This is a genomic window from Ferribacterium limneticum (assembly GCF_020510585.1).
GTDB lineage: Bacteria > Pseudomonadota > Gammaproteobacteria > Burkholderiales > Rhodocyclaceae > Azonexus.
Genome location: NZ_CP075190.1, coordinates 738,104 through 759,555, shown reverse-complemented (window position 1 = coordinate 759,555; position 21,452 = coordinate 738,104). Strand labels below are relative to the sequence as shown.

Annotated in this window: 18 protein-coding genes; 4 read left to right on the top strand and 14 right to left on the bottom strand. The window is 56.6% G+C overall.

Translation table 11 applies throughout. From position 1 onward, the window contains the following. Nucleotides 1-9: 9 nt before the first annotated feature. Nucleotides 10-1,422 carry an aromatic ring-hydroxylating oxygenase subunit alpha gene (locus KI613_RS03635; RefSeq protein ID WP_226403857.1) on the bottom strand — a complete coding sequence of 471 codons (1,413 nt, stop codon included), beginning with the start codon at nt 1,420-1,422 and terminating at the stop codon, nt 10-12. A gap of 595 nt (nt 1,423-2,017) precedes the next feature. On the opposite strand from KI613_RS03635, the gene KI613_RS03630 reads away from it, so the two are divergent. The 3 genes from KI613_RS03630 to KI613_RS03620 are packed head-to-tail and all read left to right on the top strand — an operon-like array spanning nt 2,018 to nt 4,522. Continuing rightward, nucleotides 2,018-2,869 carry a MaoC/PaaZ C-terminal domain-containing protein gene (locus tag KI613_RS03630; RefSeq protein WP_226403856.1) on the top strand — a complete coding sequence of 284 codons (852 nt, stop codon included), beginning with the start codon at nt 2,018-2,020 and terminating at the stop codon, nt 2,867-2,869. Nucleotides 2,870-2,886: 17 nt separating this feature from the next. Further along, the gene (locus tag KI613_RS03625; protein ID WP_226403855.1) at nt 2,887-3,684 is read left to right on the top strand and encodes an enoyl-CoA hydratase/isomerase family protein; all 798 of its coding nucleotides are present in this window, start codon (nt 2,887-2,889) and stop codon (nt 3,682-3,684) included. 43 nt (nt 3,685-3,727) lie between these two features. Beyond that, nucleotides 3,728-4,522: an enoyl-CoA hydratase/isomerase family protein gene (locus tag KI613_RS03620; RefSeq protein WP_226403854.1), complete on the top strand. Its 795-nt coding sequence runs from the start codon at nt 3,728-3,730 to the stop codon at nt 4,520-4,522. Between the two features lie 47 nt (nt 4,523-4,569). On the opposite strand, the gene KI613_RS03615 is transcribed toward KI613_RS03620, so the two are convergent. From KI613_RS03615 to KI613_RS03580, 8 genes are read right to left on the bottom strand one after another with little or no spacing between them, the layout of a single operon-like run. After that, the gene (locus tag KI613_RS03615) at nt 4,570-5,742 is read right to left on the bottom strand and encodes an ABC transporter permease (protein WP_226403853.1); all 1,173 of its coding nucleotides are present in this window, start codon (nt 5,740-5,742) and stop codon (nt 4,570-4,572) included. Then, a complete protein-coding gene (locus KI613_RS03610; protein ID WP_226403852.1) occupies nt 5,739-6,893 on the bottom strand; it encodes an ABC transporter permease in 1,155 nt (384 codons plus the stop codon). Before KI613_RS03610 ends, KI613_RS03615 begins: the two co-directional genes overlap by 4 nt. Next, nucleotides 6,890-8,857, bottom strand: a complete 1,968-nt coding sequence (locus KI613_RS03605) for an ATP-binding cassette domain-containing protein (RefSeq protein WP_226403851.1) — start codon at nt 8,855-8,857, stop codon at nt 6,890-6,892. The genes KI613_RS03610 and KI613_RS03605 overlap by 4 nt, the downstream gene beginning before the upstream one ends. Beyond that, nucleotides 8,836-9,756, bottom strand: coding sequence for an HlyD family secretion protein (locus KI613_RS03600; RefSeq protein WP_226403850.1), 921 nt, complete (start codon nt 9,754-9,756; stop codon nt 8,836-8,838). The genes KI613_RS03605 and KI613_RS03600 overlap by 22 nt, the downstream gene beginning before the upstream one ends. A 17-nt stretch (nt 9,757-9,773) precedes the next feature. Beyond that, nucleotides 9,774-11,117, bottom strand: coding sequence for a TolC family protein (locus KI613_RS03595; RefSeq protein ID WP_226403849.1), 1,344 nt, complete (start codon nt 11,115-11,117; stop codon nt 9,774-9,776). After that, on the bottom strand, nt 11,104-14,394 hold the full coding sequence (locus tag KI613_RS03590; RefSeq protein WP_226403848.1) for an efflux RND transporter permease subunit: 3,291 nt from the start codon (nt 14,392-14,394) through the stop codon (nt 11,104-11,106). The genes KI613_RS03595 and KI613_RS03590 overlap by 14 nt, the downstream gene beginning before the upstream one ends. Continuing rightward, a complete protein-coding gene (locus tag KI613_RS03585; protein WP_226403847.1) occupies nt 14,391-15,566 on the bottom strand; it encodes an efflux RND transporter periplasmic adaptor subunit in 1,176 nt (391 codons plus the stop codon). The genes KI613_RS03590 and KI613_RS03585 overlap by 4 nt, the downstream gene beginning before the upstream one ends. 20 nt (nt 15,567-15,586) lie before the next feature. After that, nucleotides 15,587-16,201 carry a TetR/AcrR family transcriptional regulator gene (locus tag KI613_RS03580; protein WP_226403846.1) on the bottom strand — a complete coding sequence of 205 codons (615 nt, stop codon included), beginning with the start codon at nt 16,199-16,201 and terminating at the stop codon, nt 15,587-15,589. Between the two features lie 183 nt (nt 16,202-16,384). On the opposite strand from KI613_RS03580, the gene KI613_RS03575 reads away from it, so the two are divergent. After that, nucleotides 16,385-17,230, top strand: coding sequence for a cache domain-containing protein (locus KI613_RS03575; RefSeq protein ID WP_226403845.1), 846 nt, complete (start codon nt 16,385-16,387; stop codon nt 17,228-17,230). Nucleotides 17,231-17,546: 316 nt separating this feature from the next. On the opposite strand, the gene KI613_RS03570 is transcribed toward KI613_RS03575, so the two are convergent. The 5 genes from KI613_RS03570 to KI613_RS03550 form a co-directional block, all read right to left on the bottom strand. After that, nucleotides 17,547-18,323: a tyrosine-protein phosphatase gene (locus KI613_RS03570; protein WP_226403844.1), complete on the bottom strand. Its 777-nt coding sequence runs from the start codon at nt 18,321-18,323 to the stop codon at nt 17,547-17,549. Nucleotides 18,324-18,439: 116 nt separating this feature from the next. Beyond that, entirely contained in the window at nt 18,440-19,189 is a 750-nt protein-coding gene (locus tag KI613_RS03565; RefSeq protein WP_226403843.1) for a 2-oxo acid dehydrogenase subunit E2, read from the bottom strand. Nucleotides 19,190-19,209: 20 nt separating this feature from the next. Continuing rightward, complete coding sequence (locus KI613_RS03560) at nt 19,210-19,440, bottom strand: lipoyl domain-containing protein (protein ID WP_226403842.1); 231 nt, start codon at nt 19,438-19,440, stop codon at nt 19,210-19,212. A gap of 36 nt (nt 19,441-19,476) precedes the next feature. Continuing rightward, on the bottom strand, nt 19,477-20,463 hold the full coding sequence (locus tag KI613_RS03555; RefSeq protein ID WP_226403841.1) for an alpha-ketoacid dehydrogenase subunit beta: 987 nt from the start codon (nt 20,461-20,463) through the stop codon (nt 19,477-19,479). After that, nucleotides 20,460-21,449 carry a thiamine pyrophosphate-dependent dehydrogenase E1 component subunit alpha gene (locus tag KI613_RS03550; RefSeq protein ID WP_226403840.1) on the bottom strand — a complete coding sequence of 330 codons (990 nt, stop codon included), beginning with the start codon at nt 21,447-21,449 and terminating at the stop codon, nt 20,460-20,462. The genes KI613_RS03555 and KI613_RS03550 overlap by 4 nt, the downstream gene beginning before the upstream one ends. Nucleotides 21,450-21,452: the final 3 nt, after the last annotated feature.

Genomic DNA, 21,452 nt, shown 5'->3' with positions numbered 1-21,452 from the left:
TCCGCCTATTCAAATGCCCAAATAACGCTCGAGCGTTGCATGGAAATGCTGAATCCGGCTCTCCTGATAGCGGCCAAGCGTTGCATATGCCCTGGCAGGTCCCGCACTCTTCATGCCAAGCTGTATTTTAGGCAGGTTGCCCATGTCCTGGTTGAAGATGTGAGCCACCAAGCCAAGTTGCGGCGCGGCATCAAAGTCCTCATCAAAACCCAATTCAATGATGTCGGCCGAGGGCGGGCAAGGTATGCCGCCGCCGGGAGCGGGCAGCAACAAACGAATATCCATCACTGACTCATTGGGATTGTCCCCAAACGGCAAAAATTGGTAGACGAGCGGAAGCCCTTCCCCGTACCAGGGACAGAAATTGGGGAACATCAGGTATTGGATCGTGTCGACGATCTCCGCGTCGCACAACCCGGAAAAATCGCGACCAAATCCGGCCGCCAGCATCTGCCGACGCCATTCGGCAATATCGGCACGACCAGTCCCTTTGCTAGCGTCAAATTTCGGGAGTACCGCATCGGGTCCCATCGCCAACGCAAAGACTTGCATCACGGCATCCAGGGCGGCCTGGACCGAAGCGTCATCCCCGAGATGTGGACTGGGAACACCAAGAGGAGTGATCAAGCGGCTGATATGGCTACTCCCGTCATCCCATATGTCATACTGGGTCGACGCATCACCGGTGAACGGCATGGCATCAGAATGCGTCTCGATCACATGATAAGCTTCAAGGAAAGCTTCCATTGTGGCTTTCCAGTTAGCCCTGACGAGCTTGCGAACATGAATGAAGGTAAAACGCTCTTCCGGCTTCCAGCTTGCAAAATGTTCGGGAAGAACCCCCAGCACTGGCTTCAAGGGGCCGGCATGCGAATCGGGATTGATAAAAACGAAGCCCCCCCAGCACTCGACCTTGGCTTCAGGCAAACGATAACGCTCGACATCAACCTGCGAAAAATCCCAACTGCTGGGAAGATTAAGCATGCTGCCATCCAGTTTCCATTCCCACGCATGGAAAGAACAGCGCAGGCTTTCTCCGGAACCCTGCCCGTCGCAAAGGCGATTTCCACGATGCATGCAAGAATTGTGGAAAGCCCGAATCTCGTTGGCCGCACTTCTGACGATGATGAAGGACAGTCCCCCCACTTCGTAGCACAAGCGATCTCCGACTGCAGGAATATCCTCTTCGCGACAGGCGTACTGCCAGACCTTGGACCAGAGACGTTCCATTTCCAGTTTGGCAAATTGCGGATCGAGGTAACGGGAAAACGGGATGCGCTTTGCTTCCGTTTCCGGCTGACAAGAGGCTTTCAGTGCCGGCGATAAAGGACGGCTATCCTTTGCGAGCAAGTCCTTGACAAGGGGGCTTACGGCAGAGGCATGGCCAAGTTTCCGTGTGCTACCAACAGCTTTACTACTCATGGGTCTTCTCCAATCAATGCGTTCCAACAGGGACGCATGGCACTAGAACATATCATTTACATACGCTAGCATACCAAAATAATGGGCATCGCCCCACTCGGAAAACGAAACACCGATGTGATTCGAAGAGAGAAAAATCGTTCAATATTTCGCCGATAGCCGACTCTGCGTCGGCAGAAAAAGCCAGGATGACCGAATTATGGATGCAAAGCATGGGCACACCTGCCATTTGAAACCCGCCACTCAGTCGAAACATTGCCGACAGAATGGGGGTCGACAGCCTATTTATTAATTCGCTACAATACGTTATGCGTGAGTCACGCTTTTCGACCCCCCCCTCTTTTTCGAAGGTTCAAAGGGCATGAATAAATCACTGGATGGCAAAGTCATCATTGTGACCGGAGCTGGCGCCAGCGTAGACCGGGGAGGCGCACCGGAAGTCACACGCCAGGACGCCATTAATCCGGCGTAGGGAAGAGCCGTCGACAGCTGAATTGAATGCGCAACTCCCATGCATACCCCATCATTTTCCCCTTGATCGCTCACGTGAAATATTCACGTGGAGCCCTGTATAAAACCGCTGGAGGTAACCATCATGAATCTACAAAATGTGCTCGACAAGAAATTCCCCCCACTGGAACACGCCCTAACTCCCCGCGATTCCATGCTCTACGCCCTTGGCATCGGATTCGGCGACCAGCCGGATGATCTCGGGCATCTTCAATTCACCTATGAGGATGGCCTCAAGGCCTTCCCGGCGATGGTCAACGTCATTTCCCACCCCGGCGGCTGGGTCAAGGAGCCGGGCCTGGAAATCGACTGGGTCAAGTTGTTGCACGGTGAGCAATCGTTCCGGATGCATCAACCGCTTGAAGTCGACAAGACCTACGTCGGCACTTTCCAGGTAACCAAGGTTATCGACAAGGGGCCGGGCAAAGGCGCTATGCTCTATCAAGAAAAACAACTGCGCGAAAAGGAATCCGGTGTTCTGGTCAGCACCGTCACATCAACCTACGTCCTGCGTGGCGACGGCGGCTGTGGCGGCACGACCAGCGAGGCACCGCAGCCACATCCGATCCCGGAACGGGCGCCGGACAGTGAATGCAGCCTCGCCACGCTGCCCCAGTCCGCCCTCCTTTATCGCCTTTCCGGCGACTACAATCCGATTCACGCCGACCCTGCGCTCGCCCGCAAGGCCGGCTTCGAGCGGCCCATCCTGCATGGCTTGTGTACGCTTGGCATCGCCACCCGTGCCGTTCTACAAACCTTCTGCAACAATGATCCGGCCCGACTGAAGTCGCTGGCGCTGCGTTTTTCCTCGCCGGTTTATCCGGGCGAAACCATTGTCACCGAATTCTGGCAAGATGGCCCGGTGGTCAGCTTCCGGGCCCGCGTCCGGGAACGTGATGTGGTAGTCCTGAACAACGGTCGCGCCGAAATCGCCTGAACACAAGGATCGAGTCCATGCCCTACAGCAAATACGATAGTCTCTCCATCGCCATCGACAATCGGGTCGCCACGGTAACCCTGAACCGGCCGGATACCCTGAATGCCGTTGACGGAACCCTGCATCATGAACTGGCAACGATTTTCTGGGAACTGGGGGATGACCCGGCGGTGTCGGTTATCGTACTCACCGGGGCCGGCCGGGCCTTTTGTGCCGGAGGCGATCTCAAATGGGTGAAAGGAAGCATTGAAACCCCCCTTCCCTTCACGCTAATGATGCGTGAAGGGAAAAAAATCGTCATGGGCATCCTCGAATGCCCTAAACCGATCATCTGCCGCCTGAATGGCGACGCCATCGGTTTCGGTGCAACCGTTGCCCTGCTTTCCGACATCATTATCGCTGTCGACACGGCACGCATCGCGGATCCCCATGTCCGGATCGGCCTGGTTGCCGGCGACGGTGGCGCCCTGATCTGGCCACAGTTGATCGGCTTCGCCAAAGCCAAGGAATTCCTGCTCACCGGCAACAGTATCGACGCCAAGGAAGCCGCCCGCATCGGCCTGATCAACTACGCCGTCAGCGAGGACGAACTTGATGCCACGGTCGGGCGCTTTGTCAAGCAAATCGCCAATGGTTCACAGTCTGCTATCCGCTATACAAAGCAGGCTGTCAACATTCCCCTGCGCCAACTGGTCGCCTCGGTTCTCGACTGTTCGTTAGCCTGCGAAGGACTGACCACCTTCCAGAACGGTGATCTGCGCGAGGGCCTTGATGCTTTCATGAACGGCCGCAAACCTAATTACTCTGCCTCCTAGGCAGTTTCCCATTTTCTTTCGATTTTTTATTAGGCGCCAAAAGATGTTGTCTGACGAAGTCATATACACAGTAGCCGACCGTGTCGCGTCGATCACGCTGAACCGGCCGGAAGTACGGAATGCGATCAGCCCCGAGGTCATCGGCGAAATCATCCGCCTGGTGCGACTCGCGGACCAGGATCCCCAGGTTAAATGTCTGTTGATCCGAGGTACGGGAGAACATTTTTGCGGCGGCGGCGATGTCAAGACATTTTCGGAACCCTTGTCACTCCCGGCCGAAGAGCGCTTCGACATTTTCGAGCGCCGGCTGTTCATCGGCAACCGTCTGCCAAAAGCTCTTCTCGATTGCAGCAAACCCATCGTCATCGCCACCCGCGGCGCGGTTGCCGGGGCCGGCCTGGCCCTTTGCCTTGCCGCCGATTTCGTGCTCTGCGGCGAAAGCAGCTATTTTCTGGCGGCCCATGTACTGATTGGGTTAAGCCTGGATTGTGGCCTGAGCGGCCTGCTCATCCCGGCAATGGGGATCAAGGCCGCCAAACGACTGGCCTTGCTGGGCGAAAAAATCAACGCAGAGGAAGCCTTGGCAGTCGGCATCGTCACCAAAGTAATCCCCGATGCCTTCCTTGACGAGGAAGTGGAATCGCTCATTGGCCGCCTTGCCGCCGGCCCTGGAACGGCTATGGCTGGCACTAAAAAGCTGCTCAATGATGTTGCCTACCCCAACTTCACTGAATGTTTATCGGGGGAAGCATCCGCAGTAGCCAATTGCGCGGCGAGCACCGATTTCCCTCGTGGAGTCGAAGGGATGTTGACGCGAAGAACACCCGTCTTCGATTGACCGGGCCGACAATATGAGTCTCAGGGGAGTCCCGCCCCTATTGTTATTTACCCAAACTGCCGTGTAAAACGCCAGACACCCACGCCGAAAACTGCCATTCCCAAGAGAGCCAGACCCAGCAGCGAATCCCATAACACATCCAATCCCGCGCCCTTCAACATAATCCCGTAGCCCATCTCAATGAAATAGTAGAGAGGCGATAGAAACATCGCTGCGCGCATTCCGGCAGGCATGGCTTCCGGTGGAGTCCATGCGCCGGAGAGAAATATCATCGGCATTAACACGAGGATAGCAAGCAGGGCCGCTTGGGCTAGGTTTCGGCTCAGCGTTGCGATGTAGAGGCCCAGCCCCGCAGTGGTAAAGGTGTAGAGCGTGGTCACTGCAAAGAAAAGCGTCAGGCTGCCCTTCATCGGCACATCGAACGCCCAGTGCAGAACGAAGAACATGCTCACTGCGGTGCCCAGAAGAATCACCAACGTCATGGCGATGACCTTGGGCAACAGGATTTGCATTGGCGTCAGGGGAGATACCAACAACTGTTCGATGGTGCCGCGCTCCTTTTCACGCACGGCGGCGGCGGCGGCGGGCAGCATGATAGCCATAATGGTGATGACAATGAGCAGTTCGACGATCGGCATGAACCAAGCGTCTCTCTGATTCGGGTTGTACCAGATACGGTGCTCGTCGCGAATCATGGGCACGTCTTGCATCGAACGCTCGGTGACACCCAGGTGAGCTAGCGCCTTGTCGAAGCCATACTGCCCGATGATCTGAGCTGTGTAACTGGAGGCAAGAAAGCCTAATATTGTATTGCTGGCGTCTACCTGCACTTGTACGTCAACCGGCCTCCCCATCTTGATGTCATGCTCGAAGTCGCGCGGTATATCAAGTACCACCAGAGCCTGCCCTCGATCTAGCAGGCGTTGCCCTTCACGACTATCCAACACCTCGCCGCCGAGCTTGAAGTACGGTCGGTGGAAGCGATAGATGAGTTCGCGCGAAGCAGCGCTATGGTCGGCGTCATGCACGACCACGACGGCGGAATTCAGCTGCATGCCAACGTTGCCTGCCATATAGGTGTCGAAGATAAATAGATAGACAATGGCTATCAGCAGCAGGGTATCGCGCCCGAACTGAATCAATTCCTTCGCCGTCATCGCTGCGAGGCGCGTCGACCACAAGTAAAGCCTCGCGAGGCGTTCAGCCAGGCAAGTATTCATGATTTTGGCCTCTTGTGAAACATGAGGAAACTCGCTGTCCACAGCACCACGGCATAGACCAGGAGAGCCAGCACCTTGCCCCACATCTGTTCGAGACCGACGCCCTTTAGAAAACTGCCGAGAACAATGTCCGCGTAGTACATCGCGGGAAATAGATGGGCCTCGAATTGCCCGGCCGGATCCATTGAGGCAATGGGCACTAAAAGGCCCGAATATAGCACTGATGGGATAATGGTGACGATGACGGTGAGCATCATTGCCGCCACCTGGGTACGTACGAAGATCGACACAAAGAGGCCGATGCCCGTGGTACACGTCACATATATCGCCGAGGCAAGAAAGAAGAACAACGGATCGCCCTTGAAGGGTGCACCGAATAGCCCGGCGGCCATGAGCCAGAGAATCAGGAAATTGATTACCGAGATACCCACGTATGGAGCGAGCTTGCCGATCAGAAATTCGCCGCGCGTTACGGTCGATGCGTAAATGTTGTAGATCGAGCCATTCTCTTTTTCGCGCACAACGCCTAGTGCAGTAAGGAAAGGCGGCGTAATCATCAACACGAACATCATTAGTACCGGTGCGATGGTCCAGACACTCTTCACCTCCTGATTGTAGAGGTAGCGAAGCTGTACCCTGACCGGCTGAGCTATGGCTTTCGCCGTTTTCGTCGATACGCCGAGCCAGCGCGAAATATAGCTTTCCAGCAGTTCGCTGTTGAAAGCCGCGTTGATGGCGACTACATAACCCTTGCTACTGGAAGTACGGAACGGGAATGTCCCGTCGATCAGGGTCTGCACTCCCACGGCCCGTCCTGAAATCAGGTCTTCCTGGAAACGCGGCGGGATGACGATAGCTAGCCGGATGCGGCTGTCGGCGAGCAGTGGTGCCAACTCGCGCTCGCTAGCCACGTCACCTTTGTAGTCAAAGTAGCGCGAATCAATGTAGCGATGCAGATAGTCGCGGCTCATGGCACTCTTGTCCCAATCAACCACCGCGAAGGGGATGTGTTCAACATCGAGAGTGAGGCCGTAGCCGAAGACAAGCATCAAGGATGCGGGCACCACGAAGGCCAGGGAAAAAAACAGCCGGTCACGTAGAATCTCGCGCAATTCCTTGTAGGCCAGTGCGACGATACGCCGAACATTCATGTCGATGCCGTCATTTCCTGTTGCAGGATACGATGCACAAACACATCCTCCAGGCTCGGGGTACGCGGGACGATGTCAAATAACCGAATACCCCGTTCGGCAAACAGCGTGCGGATGCGCACCTCGACTGCCGTAACATCTCGTGCCAGAAGATGAATACGTTTGCCGAACAGGGACGCGTTGGCAAACCCCGCTTGCTCCAGTGCTTCCAGTGCCGCTAGCACTGGCTCGGCGGCGATGTCGAGCACCTGTCCGGCCTGTTGTTGCAGCGTGGTTTTGAGCGCGGCAGGGGTGTCGTCAGCAATGACTCGGCCGGCGTGCATCAGCGCCAGATGGTCGCAATGCTCAGCCTCGTTCATGTAATGGGTGGTGATGAGGATGGCTACTTGCTCGACTCGCGCCAAGTGCACCAGAATTTCCCAGAAACGGCGCCGGCCAATAGGGTCCACCCCGGACGTTGGCTCATCGAGGAACAATACGCGCGGCCCGTGCACTAGGGCGCAGGCCAGGGCCAGACGTTGCCGGATGCCCATCGGCAGTTTGCTGACAAGATGGGACGTGATCCCGGAGAGTCCTGCCAAAGCGACCACGCGGTCGATACGCTCAACTAGGCGACTGCCCGGCACGCCGTAAATGCGTGCAAACAGACGCAGATTCTCCTGCACCGTCATGTCCTGATACAGAGAAAACGCTTGCGACACATAGCCAATGTGCTCCTTGATGGCTTGGCTGGCATTGCGCATGTCCGACCCCGCTACCGTACCAGCACCGCTGGTGGGAGGCAGGATGCCCGTGAGCATCTTGATAACCGTGGTTTTGCCAGCGCCATTGGCGCCCAGCAGACCGAAAATTTCGCCCTGCCGAACCTCAAAACTGGCATGATCGACGGCGCGAAATTGGTCGAAGTCATGAGTCAGTTCGCCCGCAGCGATGGCGACGCCGTCGCCCTTGCTTGGCTCGCCATCGTGCCAGATATTTGTCTGCGGGACACCATCAGAAGTGGTAAGTTGCCGCTTGTGCAACAGCGCGATAAATGCATCTTCCAGATCCGGCGAAGAGGTCTGGATGTCGCGCACCTGGACCCCAACCAAGTGCGCGGCGACTTGTGCTCGGGCGGTCTCGGGCTCCCCGTCGGGTACAAACACGCGCAATCTTCGCCCCACCACCTCGGCCTGGATAAAACGCGCTTTCAATCGCAACAAGGCCTCGACCTGTGGCTCTGCCACTAGTTCTACCAAGGTGCCAGGCACTTCGCGCAGAATCACGTCCGGCTCACCCTCGACCAGAATTCTTCCGTCATACATCAGGGCAAGTCGGTGAAAGCGCATCGCTTCGTCCAAGTAGGCCGTGGAGACTAGGGCGGTAATGCCCCGCTCGCGCAGCAATTGCGTTAGGATCATCCAAAAATCCCGCCGCGACACCGGATCCACGCCGGTGGTCGGCTCGTCCAGGATAATCAACTCGGGCTCATGAATCAGCGTACAGACTAAGCCAAGCTTTTGTTTCATACCACCAGAGAGTTGCTTCATCGGACGGCCGCGAAACGGGCCAAGACGAGTCATATCGAGAAGTTTTTGCTTGCGCCGGGCAAGTTCCACCGACGACACGGCACGCAATTCCGCAAAGAAATCGATATTTTCCTCGACCGAAAGTTCGGGATAAAGATTGAGGCCCAAGCCCTGGGGCATGAAGCCGAGTCGGCCCTTGACGCTTTCCGCAGCGCTTTCCGAGTCGATTTTTTCGCCTAAGACATGAAGCGAACCCCCTTCGAATGAAAGCACGCCAGCGACCGCTTTCATCAAACTGCTTTTGCCCGCTCCGTCGGGACCAATCAGGCCGTAGATCTCGCCGCACTCAAGCGTCAGACTAACGCTATCGACTGCCAAATGTTGACGATAACGTTTGACAAAATTGAGCACCCGTACAATGGGTTCAGCATCGTCTACCATTGTGGTGAAACCCAAGGCACCTCGTCTTTCCATCGGATCATGGCATCGGCCGGCAACCCGGGCATAGCACGGTGCTCTGGATTCCCGTCAAGATAGAGTTTGACCGCGTAGACCAGTTTCACCCGCTCGTCTGGGGTTTGCACCTCCTTTGGTGTGAACTCCGCCTGTGCTGCGATGTAACGGACCGTGGCATCCAGCGGCTCGTTCGGAAATGCATCCGTATGAATACGGGCCGCCAAGCCCAAGCGGACCTTGCCGATATCCTTTTCCGGGACATACACTTGTAGATAGAGCCGATCAAGATCAACGATGTCGAACAGCGGTGCGCCAGGGCTAATCACTTCCCCGACATTTGCCATACGTGTTGTCAAGTGACCTGCCGCTGGGGCGCGAACGACAAGATCATCCAGCACGCTCTGTGCTTCGGCCAGGATGGCTTGTGCCTGTGCTTGCTGCGCCTGCAGGGTGGTTAGTTGCTCCCGTGATACCGCCCAGGCCAGCGCCGCCTGTTCACTTTCATGTTTTGTCGCGGTTCCCTGGGCAAGCAGATTGCGCAGACGCAGTGCATCCCGCCGCCTTTGTTCCTCAGTGCGTTGGGTCGCGGCCAATTGCGGCTTGATGGCAGCCAAACCCTGCCTTGCCTGCTCCACCTTGGCCCTGAGTTGTTTGTCGTCAAGGCGGAGCAGTATCTGGCCCAGAGCTATTTCATCGCCTTCACGAGCGAAGAGTTCCACAACTCGCCCCGGAACCTTGGTGGCCACGGTGTAATGATCGCCCTCGATCCGGCCATTGGCCTGGACGAGCCCTTCCGGCAAGGGTATCTGTCGCCATAGCAGCCACCAAGCGAGCACTGCCAGCACGGCGATAGATACTAGGCCCAATAGACCCAGCATCGGCGCAAGCGACTTTTTCATAGCGTCGATCCTTCCGGTTATAGCCCACCAATGGTGCGTTTTAGCCGCAGTTCGGCCAAATTCGCATCATAGCGAGCGTTGGCATGATTGGTCTGGCTGACAATACGCAGCGTCTCGGCATCAAGTACTTCGGTATGGGTAGACAAGCCATTGGCATAGCGATCCCGCGCCACGCGCAGGTTTTCGTCCGCCAAAGCAATGGCCGACTGAGTAACATCCAGTCGTTGACGCGCTTCCCGCACATCCGACCAGGCCTGACGCACCTGCAGCGCGATGATTGACGCAACCTCCTCCCGCTGCTCTGCCAAGGCCGCTGCCTGGCGCTCGACGGCACTGGCCCGGTGAGCAATGTCACCACCATCAAACAGTTTCCATTTGATTCCCAAGTTAAGCATCCATGCCCCCTCGCGGACCTGATAACGGTTTTCCTGATAGTCATAGCCGCCGGACAGCGCGATCATGGGCGCTGATTCGCCGCGCACGCTGGCTGCCTGATGATGCAGGGTTTCGATCTGCTTTGCCTGGGCCGCCAATTCGCCGCGGCCGACCAGAGCCCGCTCGGTCAAGGCAAGCAGTGTTTCATTCGTCGCCACGACCGATAACTCATCTAACCCGACGGCCTGGTCCAACGGCCGACCCAGCAGACGGCTGTAGGCAGCGCACCCAATATCGTACCCGTTGGCCGCCTGGAGCTCCCTCTGGCGGGCGTCAGCCAGGGATACCTGGGCGGAAAGGAGGTCGTTTTTCGCCGCCATCCCTTGTGCATGAAGATTTTCCACATCGTGCACGTGCTCGGCGAGTGTGGCCAGGTGACTCTTCGCGACGCTGAGCAGCTGCCTTGCCCTCAATACGCCGACGTAGGCTTCTGCCACCCGCAACTTGAGATTCTGGACGTTAACTGGTTCGGCCAACTTCGCCGCATCACGGGATGCGACGGCCGCATCGATACCGCGCTCAATGCGGCCGCCAGTATAGAGCGGCAGCGTCACCATGGCCTTATAAGCCATGCTTTCTCGTTGTGCGAGTGGCATTTGTAATGACTGACCGAAAAATTCGGCCTTGGCCGCTGGCGTATTGTCGAGAGCAGTATATCCGGCCTCCAGCGCCACATTTGGCAGCCGGGCAGATTTCGCTGCTTCGAGCATACTCTCGGTGGCGGCCGTGTTCTGCTGTGACGCTTTAACCCCTCGATCCGCGGCCAATGCGGCATCCCACGCCTGTTGCAGGGACTCGGCACAAGCACCGCTCGCGGTCAGCGCGATAATGAGGCTCAGACCAGCGAGTGCTGCCGAAGGTTTCCCTAACCGAATATGCCCTATCATGGTGTCCTTTCTTCCATTGCGATGATTATTTTCGCTCACACAATTCTTGGTTGATGGTGTGATCAGGCTGCGGCCTAGGGCGAAGCACCTGATAAAGCAGCAGCGGCACAGCGACCATGGCGAGCACGGTGGAAGCCAGCGTGCCGAAAATCAGCGAAATGGCCAGTCCGCCGAACACCGGGTCGCTGAGCATTACCGCGCTGCCGAGAACGATCGCCAGCGCAGTCAACAAGATGGGCCGCAAGCGTACGGCACCGGCTTCGAGAATGGCCTCGCGCAGCGGCATGCCCTGGCGTTGGTAATCGAGCACGAAATCGATGATGAGCAGCGAATTGCGTACCACGACGCCCGCCAGCGCAATAAGGCCGACCATGGAAGTCGCGGTAAACGGCTGGCCCATCAGCCAATGACCAGGGAATACACCGGCCAGCCCGAGCGGGATCGCCGCCATCGCTACTAGGGGCAGGCTAAACGACTGGTAGTAGGCCACCAGTACTAGGAAAACAAAGGTGAGCGCCAGTAAGAGGGCACCGAGCATATCGCGGAAAGTATCGAGCGTCTGGCGCAGTTCGCCATCCCACAACAGCCGGTAATTGTCGATGGTGTCCGCTAGCACCGGATTGAAGCGCAGATTGCCGGTAGCGAGACGACTGCCGTCGCTCAGCACCAGTCCGTCCAGCCGCCGGTCGAGGTCGAGCACGGCATAGACCGGGGCGGTCGTTTCCAGTTCCCCGCCGACAAAGGTGACCCGTTCACCGTCCTTGTGCAGGATCGGGCGATCGGCACTGGCCGGTATCACGCGCACCACTTCTGACAACGGCACACGCTGTCCCTGCCGGTTGCTCAAAGAGATCTGCGACAGCATGGTGGGATCAATCTGATAACGGCGCGGAATCTGCAAGCGGATGGGTATGATATTTTTCTCACCAAGGACATGAGCATGCCCCAACTCCTCGCCGTCAATCAGCCGACGTAGCGCAATGGCAACCTCAGCGACGCTCAGACCGGAAAGCGCAGCTTTTTCCCGGTCGACCGTCAGGCGATATTGGGGCACATCTTCCATTTGCGAATCAGTGACCTCGACCATATCGTAGGTATTCGCGAACTCGCCCTTCACTTTGTCAGAAAGGATGCGCAACTGCTGCAGATCCTTGCCGTAGATTTCAGCCATAACCGTGGCGCGCACCGGTGGCCCCGGCGGGTCCTCAACGAATTGCACGGTGCTTCCGGGGAAGCGCTTCGCGATGGCCTGTGCAGCAGGGCGCAGTTCGCGCACCATATCGATCGAAGTCTTGCTGCGTGCCATCTTGTCGAGAAGGTTGACGCGAATTTCCGCAACATAAGGCCCCGCCTTGTTCCCCGCACCGCGCAGCAAACCGTTGAAATCGATCACCCCGGCCCCGCCTATCCAACTCTGATAGTCGCGTACATAGGGATTTTGCCGCAACAAGGTGCCAATCTCCCGGGCCAAACGGTCCGTCGTTTCAAGCGGCACGGTTTCGGGCAAGTCCATGGTAATGTTGAAAGTGTTTTTATCGTCCTTCGGCATCATCGACATTTCGACGCCCAACCAAGCCACGCCCCCCCCCACCCCACCCGGACGCACGAATTGCCAGGCCAGTTGCATTAGCGACAGGATGATCGCCAGAATAACTAACATGAAGGCCCGCCGCCGGTGGCGCGGATTGTCCATGATGGGGGCCATGCCCCAGTGGTAAAGACGGTGCAGTCGACCTTGCGAATTGTGCGCCTCCAGGTCGTGCCCTTCGCCTGGTTTGAGCCAGCGGTGCGCCGCCCAAGGGACAACAGCATAGGCAGCCAGCAAGGATGCCGCCATGGCGACAGGAACATTGAAGGCAATCGGGTAGAAGTATTGCCCGGACATGCCGCCGACCACGAGCAGCGAGCCAAACACCAGAATGATGGCAAGGGTCGCCAGATTGGTCGGACTACCGATTTCGTTGACTGCCTGCACCGTTGTCCGCAGTTTGTCGCCTTCGCCGAGACGGGCGTAGCAGCGATGGATGTTTTCGATGACGACGATGGCGGCGTCGACCAACAATCCCAAGGAAAGGATCAAGGCGAGCAAACTAATGCGGTTGATGGTCAATCCGCCAAGATAGGCGGTACCCAAGGTCAGCGCCAGGATCAGCGGCACCGTCAATCCGACGATCAGCGCCTCCTTCAGCCCCAGGAAGAAAGTGGTTACCAAGAAGACAGCGAGCACGGCGACGCCCAGATGCTCGACCAGGACATGGACCGCGGCATTCGCTTTTTGCCCATCGTTGCGGGTGACGATGAGTTCGACCTCAGGTGGTACAAACTGCGCCCGCATCCGCTCGATGCGTTCGAGCGCCGCGGTCGCAACTTCAACCGCGTTCGTACCGGGCTTCTTGGCCACCATCAACGTCACCGCCGGCATCTCGGCCTCTAACGTCTTACCGAAACGCACGTTGGCCGGTCCGTAGGCAAAACGGGTCAGTTTGGTACGCTCATCCGGCGGACGGTCGACAACTTGGGCCACATCTCCCAAATAGATTGGTCGACCAGCATGGCTGCCAACGATCAGGCGCTTGATATCCTCGGCCGAGGCAAGGAAACCATCGAGAAACACCTGATGGTTTTGTCCTTGTTGTACGACAGAACCCAAAGGCATTGCGACATTGCCCGCGCTCAGACGGTCACGTATCTGGTCGAGCGTCACGCCAAACACCTGCAGGCGCTCCGGGTCCAACTCGATACGCATCTCGCGGTCACGACCGCCCTGCACCTCGATGGCGGAGACTGCATCCAGGCTGCGCAGTCCCTCCATGAGTCGATCAGCCAGCCGCTTCAGGGCATAGTCGCCATAGGTATCCGAAGCCAAGGTGACAGTAAGGATCGGCACGTCGTCCACATCCACCGTTCGGATCACCGGCTCCCCCGCCTCGGGGGGCAGGCGATGGCGTTGTCCAAGCACCCGGTCGTAGAGTTTGACTAGGGATTTCTCCTTGTTCTCCCCCACCTTGAACTGTACAGTAAGGATGCCCATCGAGTTCAAGGCCGTAGCGTAGACGTGGTCGACCCCACTGATTTGCTTCACCATGCCTTCGAGAGGACGAATCACCAGTTCTTCGACCTCATTGGCGGATGCACCGGGCATGACGACACGAACCTCGGCTCCGGGCACCACGATCTGCGGATTCTCCTCGCGGGGAGTAAGCAGAATGGCGAGCGAACCAAAAAGTGCGCAGGCCAGCATGAACAGCACAGTCAGTTTCGAGGTGACGAACATTTCCGCCAGCCGCCCGCTGATATTAAGCCGACGATCGATCATTGCATCTTCCGCACCTGGGTAATCCGATCACCGTCACGCAGGGCGGGTTCGGCCACCGCCACGATGCGCTCATTGGCATCCAGACCGGCGCTCACCTCCACTTGATCCGTCCATTCACGCCCGGTGCGCAGCCAGCGAAAGTGGGCCCGACCTTCCTCGTCGACCACGAAAACGCCGTTCAATCCACCGCGTTCGACCAGTGCCCGCCGGGGCACCACCGGGACATGGCTAGTCCCAATGGCAAAGCTGGCGCGTCCAAACATCCCCGGCATCAGTCCTTCTTTCTCGGGCAGGGCGATCTTGACCAGATAGCTGCGGGTGACCGGGTCGCCGGACGGAACGACCCGACTTACCGTACCTTTGAGCGTCGTCGGTAAACCGTCAATGCTGACCGCCGCCAGCTTTCCCTCTGCAAGGCCGGCCACCCGGCTTTCCGCAACAAACGTTTCAAATAGCAGTCGTCGCCCAGACTCCACGATCAGCAGTGGAATCCCGGGTGCAGCAAGATCGCCGGCCCTTTTAAGGCGGGCCACCACGACGCCATCTACCGGGCTGGTAATATCGGCATAAGCACGTTGGGCAAGCGTCGTATCGAGACCGGCGCGCGCCTGATTCAAGGCTGCTCGAGCGGTCTCGAACTTCAAACGCACCTTACGCATTTCGTTGTCCGACACGCTGCCGCGGTCGAATAGACGCTGGAACCGCTCGAGATCGGTGTGCGCATCGAGGAAAGCCGCTTCGGCCGCGCCAAAAGCTGCCCGCCCCTGGCGAATACCACCTTCCACATCCGAAGCATCAAGGCGCACAAGAACCTGACCGCGCCGCACACGGTCGCCCTCCTGCACCCGGATTTCGCGGATATAGCTGCTCAGCCGCGAGGCAACATCAACTCGCTGATCGGACACCACCGAACCGACAAGAGCATACTCGTCCTCCCCACCAGCATCGAGTGTCACGACCGGCAAGTTCCAGTTTTTCGGGGCGGCTGGCGGCTGCTCCTCCGTGTATTTACTACAGGCAACGGTAAGGGCGGAGAGCAACAGTGCCAAGCTTGTAAGACGCATATTTTTCATTATTCGAAAGACATTTTCAACAGTGTCTTCATTTAGTGGAGTTAAGCCACAATTAGAATTTCCTTGAATAATCCGGTGCTCCGTTCTGGCTACCACCATGAACATCTCCCCATGATCCTTCAGCCTGACGCGCCCAGCCTCAGGCGCAGAAGGTCGCAAATATGCTCCGCCAGAACTTCGGGGTTGTCCTGTTGCGGCCGATAACCCGGCATGAACTTGCGGGTCGTGCCGGTCTGGAAAGGAACGATAACCAGACCGACTATCGATATCGCTAGTAGATGCGCGTCCCGTCCAGGATCAAGTTCTTCCGCCAAATCATGGATTGCAACAAACAAATCCTTGAAGATATGTTCCGCCAGGATGTGCTGCCGCCCTTCATCGCTGTCTAATAGAACCCATTGCATCAGGCGGAGAAAGTCCTTATCGGCCACCATCAATCGGGCGAAGCCGGCAACGAAGTTGCTAAGTCGCGTCCACGCAGGCCCCTTGTCGACAAGGATGGCTTTCAACGCCGCGCCTTTTTCCTGAAACTCATGCACTACCGCATCCAGATAAAGATGCTCCTTGTCTGGAAAATGATGATAAAGCGCCGCTGGGGTCAATCCGACCACAGTAGCCACGTCGCGCATCGAAACGCCGTCATAGCCATACCGGGCAAATAGAGGAACCGACAGTTCGAGAATTCCTTCCCGCGTCTTCTTCTTTGCAATACTCTTGAAGATTGGATTAGTCACGGCACACTCACAATAACTTAACGAACGTTCAGTTAAACAAATATTTCGTCCGTTAGCAACCGCTGTTTTCACCAAAATGAAAAATGAGATCAGTCGAAATACGACCGCTCGAATACGGTATTATTGCTTACATATAATTTGAAAATGGCGTTCGATCCGCCTTAAACCCATATGGAGTGGCCAATGATGTTTCGCCATATACTCGCTTTGGTCCTGATGCTATCGACCTTGGTCTCGTTTTCTGCCTCGGTTGGCGCTGAGGAACAGGACTCAGTACACGCACAGGAACTGTTGGCACGAGCCATCGCCTACTACAAGGAAAAAGGCGATATAGCCCTAGCCACCTTCAGCCGCCAAAGCGAGTTCATCACCAAAGATCTTTACGTGTATGTACTAAGCGCAGATGGCCTGATGCTGGCAAGCGGCGGTTCATCATCTGTGCTGATCGATCGCAGCGTCGCAGACATGAAGGATGCCAGCGGTAAATCATTTTTCCGAGAAATGCTCGATACAGCCAAGGCACAGGGTCGTGGTCAAATCGAATACCGCTGGGTCAACAGGCAGAACGGCAAGATCGAACGCAAGATTGCCTACTTTGAAAGAGTTGGCGAGAAAATCCTTGCAGTCGGCTATTACCTGCCGCATGGCACTTCTGCCCAAGCAGAAGCACTGGTTGAGCGCGCCGCACTTGCAGTGCAGGCGGATCCCGCCAAAGCCTTTCGCGATTTTAACGACCTCAATGGCTCCTATATCGAAGACGACCTCTATGTATTCGTGATCGGCCTTGACGATGCCCGGTTCCGCGCCCATGGCGCCCTACCGCGCCTGGTCGGCACCTCAGCGGATTTGTTGCGTGATGCCCAGGGCAAGGAATTCATCCCGACCATGCGGGATAAACTTCGAAAGACCGACAAGGCGCAGATCATCTACCCTTGGAAGAACACCGTGACCGGCAAGGTCTTAATCAAGCATACCTATTTGCGCAAGGTCGGCAGCTATCTTATTGGTGTCGGTTATTACGAAAATTGACTGCGCGCCCCCCAGGGACTGGCCATGGATGCGAAGCCTAAGCTGACGTTTCAAGACTGGTTGTTGCGACTACAGCACTTGGCTGGAGAACGCGATCTGCTCTGGCTGGTATCTGTGGTGCCAATTACCCATCGCGAGGCCTACGAGCAAGGACTCAGTCCCAACGAGGAGATAAACTGCCTAGCGGACTTGGCGCAATGGCGCGGATGCGGTTGCGGTTGCGGTTGCGGTTGCGGAGGAGGTTAGAGTAGCGCATCGCCTTGATTGGTTAATTCGCTGTTCGCAGCAAAGCATCGGCCGGCTATTGACCAGCCATTCACTCCAACAGGTGCCCTCGTACTCTATTGAGCATACCTGAATCAATGCCTTTGCTTGCCAGATAGTTGTCCAGCGAGCCAAAGTCCTTATCGATAGTGCGCAAGGCAGCATCAAGATAGGATTCACGTACGTCAGCAACAGCCTTCACAACCTCTGGCAAGGGCTTGCTTCCCAGAGCAAGGGTGATGGCATCAGCAACACTTGCCTCGAACTTTTCATCGCGATAACGATGTGTGAGCAAATAATTGGCGAACACATCTTTCCGCGAAACACCAAGCGCTTGCTGGATCAAAGCCACGAAGACTCCAGTCCGATCTTTGCCGGCGGTACAATGAATCACCAATGGAAGTGCGTCACCGTCAGCCAGACGACAAAATAATTCACGCAGATGCAACCCAGCCACCTCGGGAATCATACGATATGTCTCCAGCATCATCGCCTCGGCGCCTCGCTCAGTCGGGTCATCGCGCAGAACGTCGATAACGGACCGGTCCCCTGAACGCAAATCCGCTGTGATATCCATATGCAAGACCTCAGGACGCCATACCTCCGGCCATCGCGTCGGTCGGTGATTTACCTCTATCAGACTACGCAGATCACACACCAAGCGTAGCCCCAAGGATGCGAGTTGCTCGAAATCCGAAGCCGTCAACAGACTGAAAGTATCAGAGCGAAATAGCTTTCCCCGTTTGAGATATCTCCCATCGGCCGACTGGTAGCCACCGAAGTCACGAAAATTGGGGGCACCCTCGAGACAAATATCTGCATTGACCATCGCTAATCATCCACATATCGAGATATGCCACCAAGACGGCATCCAACTATTATTCCGGCTGGCACTCCCTTCGTTCCGATACCCAATGGATCGGAACGAAGGCACTGATTGCTTGATTACAGCAGCAGTTCGGGCTGACGCAACGCACTTGCCACGTGCACTGTGAACCGCGCCGCGTCGGCACCATTGATTACTCTATGGTCATAAGTGAGAGACAGCGGCAACATCAAGCGCCAATCGATCCCTTCGCCATCCCGGCGCGGTTTCCATTCGGACTTGGTCACACCAAGGATGGCCACTTCTGGCGCATTGATGATCGGAGAAAAGGCGGTCCCGCCAATTCCCCCGAGAGAACTGATGGTCATGCACCCACCGACCATGTCGCTCATCGGTAGGCCCTTCTCGCGTGCTCTGGTCGAGACGGCGGCGATTTCCGCAGCGAGTTGTTGCACACTTTTCTTATCGCAATCCCTGATCACAGCGACAAGGAGACCAGCTGGTGTATCAACAGCAATTCCGATATGGAAATACTTCTTCAGGACCATATTCTCGCCACTAGCGTCCAATGAAGCATTGAAGCGTGGAAACTGCTGCAATCCGCTGACCACCGCCTTAACGACGAATGCCAAAGAGGTCACCCGGACACCAGTCTCCTCCGCCAAACGCTTACGATACGTTTCCATATCGGTAATGTCGGCCTCATCGTGATGCGTGACTTGCGGGATCGCCACCCAGTTACGAGCCAGATAGCCAGCCGTCAGCTTCTGGATTCGGGAAAGAGGCTGGACTTCTGTCTCACCGAAAGCGGAAAAATCCACTTCCGGCCAAGACGGCAAGTCAAGTGAAAAACAGGAAGACGAAGTCATTTATTTTCGTCCCGCTCGAATTAACCGATTTCAGCAAGCAGGTCGCCCACTTGGTACATCTTGCCGATCTCGGCAACAATTTTGAGCGTCCCGGTGGCCGGTGATTCAACTTCCTGGACCGACTTGTCACTTTCCAGCGCGTAAAGCGGCTGTCCTTCCGTGACACTAGCACCGTCGGCAACCAGCCACTCAGTGAGGGTGCCTTCATTCATGGAAAAACCGATTTTTGGGAGAAGAATCTCTGTGGTCATGATAAAGCTGCCTTTCTGAACAATTTAATAAAATACTCAGCCGAGCGTTTTGCGGATTGCCGCTTCGATTTGATCAAGGCTTGGCACAAAAGCGGTTTCCAGCGGCTTGGAGAACGGAACCGGGCAAAATGCGGATGCCACGCGTTGGACCGGGGCCTTGAGTTGTCCATGCAGTTCTTCGTGAAGGCGTGCCGAAATCTCGGCGCCGACACCAAACGGCTTGACGGCCTCGTGAACAATCACCGCTCGCCCGGTCTTGGCAACAGAATTCAACAACGTTTCCGTATCCAGCGGCGAAATCGTACGCAGGTCGATAACTTCGACGGAAACACCATCTTTTGCTAGTTTGTCCGCCACGGCGCAGGCATCATGAACTTGGCGGCTATAAGTGATGACAGTGACGTCACTGCCTGTACGGACTACATTGGCCTTGCCGAGCGGAATGCGCACACCCCGTTCCGGAGCAGGACCCGGATTCCAGTAACTGACCATGTTCTCGACGAATATGCAGGGATCTTCGTCGTCGATACACGATAGCAATAGCCCGTAGGCATCAGCCGGTGTCGACGGAACAACTACTTTCAGACCTGCCGTATGGGCAAACCATGCTTCAAGGAAATCGGAATGCTGACCACCGGTGCCGAAGCCTGCGCCGGTCATCGTGCGAATGACGAGCGGCACGTGCGTCTGGCCACCCGACATGTAGCGCAGTTTGGCCGCATGATTGACGATCATGTCCATCGCCACCGTTGTGAAGTTCATCAGCATAATTTCGGCGACAGGGCGCATGCCAACCAATGACGCGCCGATCGCAGCGCCAATGATTGCCTGTTCGGAAATCGGCGTTGACCGAACCCGTAAATCGCCATGCTTCGTCGACAAGCCTTTGGTGACACCGACAACCCCCCCCTCTTCTTGGTCGGCAACGTCTTCTCCGAAGACAATGACATTAGGGTCGGCCGCCAGCGCATCGTCGAGCGCCAGATTTACGGCCTGGATCGTGTTGATCATGGGTGCAGTCATACCTCAATCTCCTGTGCGTAAACATCCAGAAGCAGTTCGCTGGCATCGGGATAGGGGCTATCCATCGCGAATTGAACAGCTTCGTCGATTTCCTTCTCAATCTCCGCTTCGAGGAAAGCCAACTTCGACTCGTCAGCATGCCCTTCGGCAATCAGCCAGGCGCGATATATTGGTACCGGGTCGCGCTCGATGGCAGCAGCTTTTTCGGCCGGATCCATATAGGCATCGGCATCGCCAAAAACATGCCCGTGGAAACGAAAAGTCATTGCCTCAATCAGAGTCGGCCCCTCGCCATTGCGGGCACGGGTGACAGCCTCACCGGCTGCCTGCCACATGGCAATCGGGTCATTGCCATCTACATGGATTGCTGGCATCGAATAGCCGATACCACGGTCGGCAATTCGAGCTGCAGAAGTGCCCGCAGCGTAGGTGGTATGCTCGGCAAAACGATTGTTTTGACAAAGGAAGATCACCGGCAGCTTCCAAACCGAGGCGAGGTTTAGCGACTCGTGGAAGGCGCCAATATTGCTCGCGCCATCGCCAAAGGAGGCGACTGCAACGCGCTTTTCACCGCGAATCTGGGCAGCGAGCGCCAAGCCGTTGGCAATCGGCATGCTACTGCCGACAACGCCGGTTGTTACCATGACACCGCTATCCGGATGCGTTACGTGCATCGGGCCACCCTTGCCTTTGCAGGTACCGGTAGCGCGACCGGCGAGTTCGGCCCACAACAATTTACTGGGGACTCCCTTGGCCAGCATGTCGTGGATACCGCGGTAGATTGTGCAGATGTAATCTTGGTCGGTCAAATGAACCGAAAGCGCCGATGGAATCACTTCCTGACCCCGCGGCGAGTAGTAGGGCATGACAAGCTTTCCAGACTTGATGACCGCACGGAAACGGTCATCGTTTTGCTTGATCAGAGTCATCCGGCGGTACATATCCACTAGGGTGCCCCGATCCGGTCGGAGTATTTGTTTATTCATCAT

What these genes read in the sequence shown, in the direction of transcription:
- KI613_RS03610 (WP_226403852.1), bottom strand. Translation starts at nt 6,893, where the DNA reads ATGAATGTTCGGCGTATCGTCGCACTGGCCTACAAGGAATTGCGCGAG.
- KI613_RS03560 (WP_226403842.1), bottom strand. Translation starts at nt 19,440, where the DNA reads ATGACCACAGAGATTCTTCTCCCAAAAATCGGTTTTTCCATGAATGAA.
- KI613_RS03565 (WP_226403843.1), bottom strand. Translation starts at nt 19,189, where the DNA reads ATGACTTCGTCTTCCTGTTTTTCACTTGACTTGCCGTCTTGGCCGGAA.
- KI613_RS03550 (WP_226403840.1), bottom strand. Translation starts at nt 21,449, where the DNA reads ATGAATAAACAAATACTCCGACCGGATCGGGGCACCCTAGTGGATATG.
- KI613_RS03575 (WP_226403845.1), top strand. Translation starts at nt 16,385, where the DNA reads ATGATGTTTCGCCATATACTCGCTTTGGTCCTGATGCTATCGACCTTG.
- KI613_RS03590 (WP_226403848.1), bottom strand. Translation starts at nt 14,394, where the DNA reads ATGATCGATCGTCGGCTTAATATCAGCGGGCGGCTGGCGGAAATGTTC.
- KI613_RS03615 (WP_226403853.1), bottom strand. Translation starts at nt 5,742, where the DNA reads ATGAATACTTGCCTGGCTGAACGCCTCGCGAGGCTTTACTTGTGGTCG.
- KI613_RS03570 (WP_226403844.1), bottom strand. Translation starts at nt 18,323, where the DNA reads ATGGTCAATGCAGATATTTGTCTCGAGGGTGCCCCCAATTTTCGTGAC.
- KI613_RS03620 (WP_226403854.1), top strand. Translation starts at nt 3,728, where the DNA reads ATGTTGTCTGACGAAGTCATATACACAGTAGCCGACCGTGTCGCGTCG.
- KI613_RS03635 (WP_226403857.1), bottom strand. Translation starts at nt 1,422, where the DNA reads ATGAGTAGTAAAGCTGTTGGTAGCACACGGAAACTTGGCCATGCCTCT.
- KI613_RS03630 (WP_226403856.1), top strand. Translation starts at nt 2,018, where the DNA reads ATGAATCTACAAAATGTGCTCGACAAGAAATTCCCCCCACTGGAACAC.
- KI613_RS03600 (WP_226403850.1), bottom strand. Translation starts at nt 9,756, where the DNA reads ATGAAAAAGTCGCTTGCGCCGATGCTGGGTCTATTGGGCCTAGTATCT.
- KI613_RS03625 (WP_226403855.1), top strand. Translation starts at nt 2,887, where the DNA reads ATGCCCTACAGCAAATACGATAGTCTCTCCATCGCCATCGACAATCGG.
- KI613_RS03585 (WP_226403847.1), bottom strand. Translation starts at nt 15,566, where the DNA reads ATGGTGGTAGCCAGAACGGAGCACCGGATTATTCAAGGAAATTCTAAT.
- KI613_RS03555 (WP_226403841.1), bottom strand. Translation starts at nt 20,463, where the DNA reads ATGACTGCACCCATGATCAACACGATCCAGGCCGTAAATCTGGCGCTC.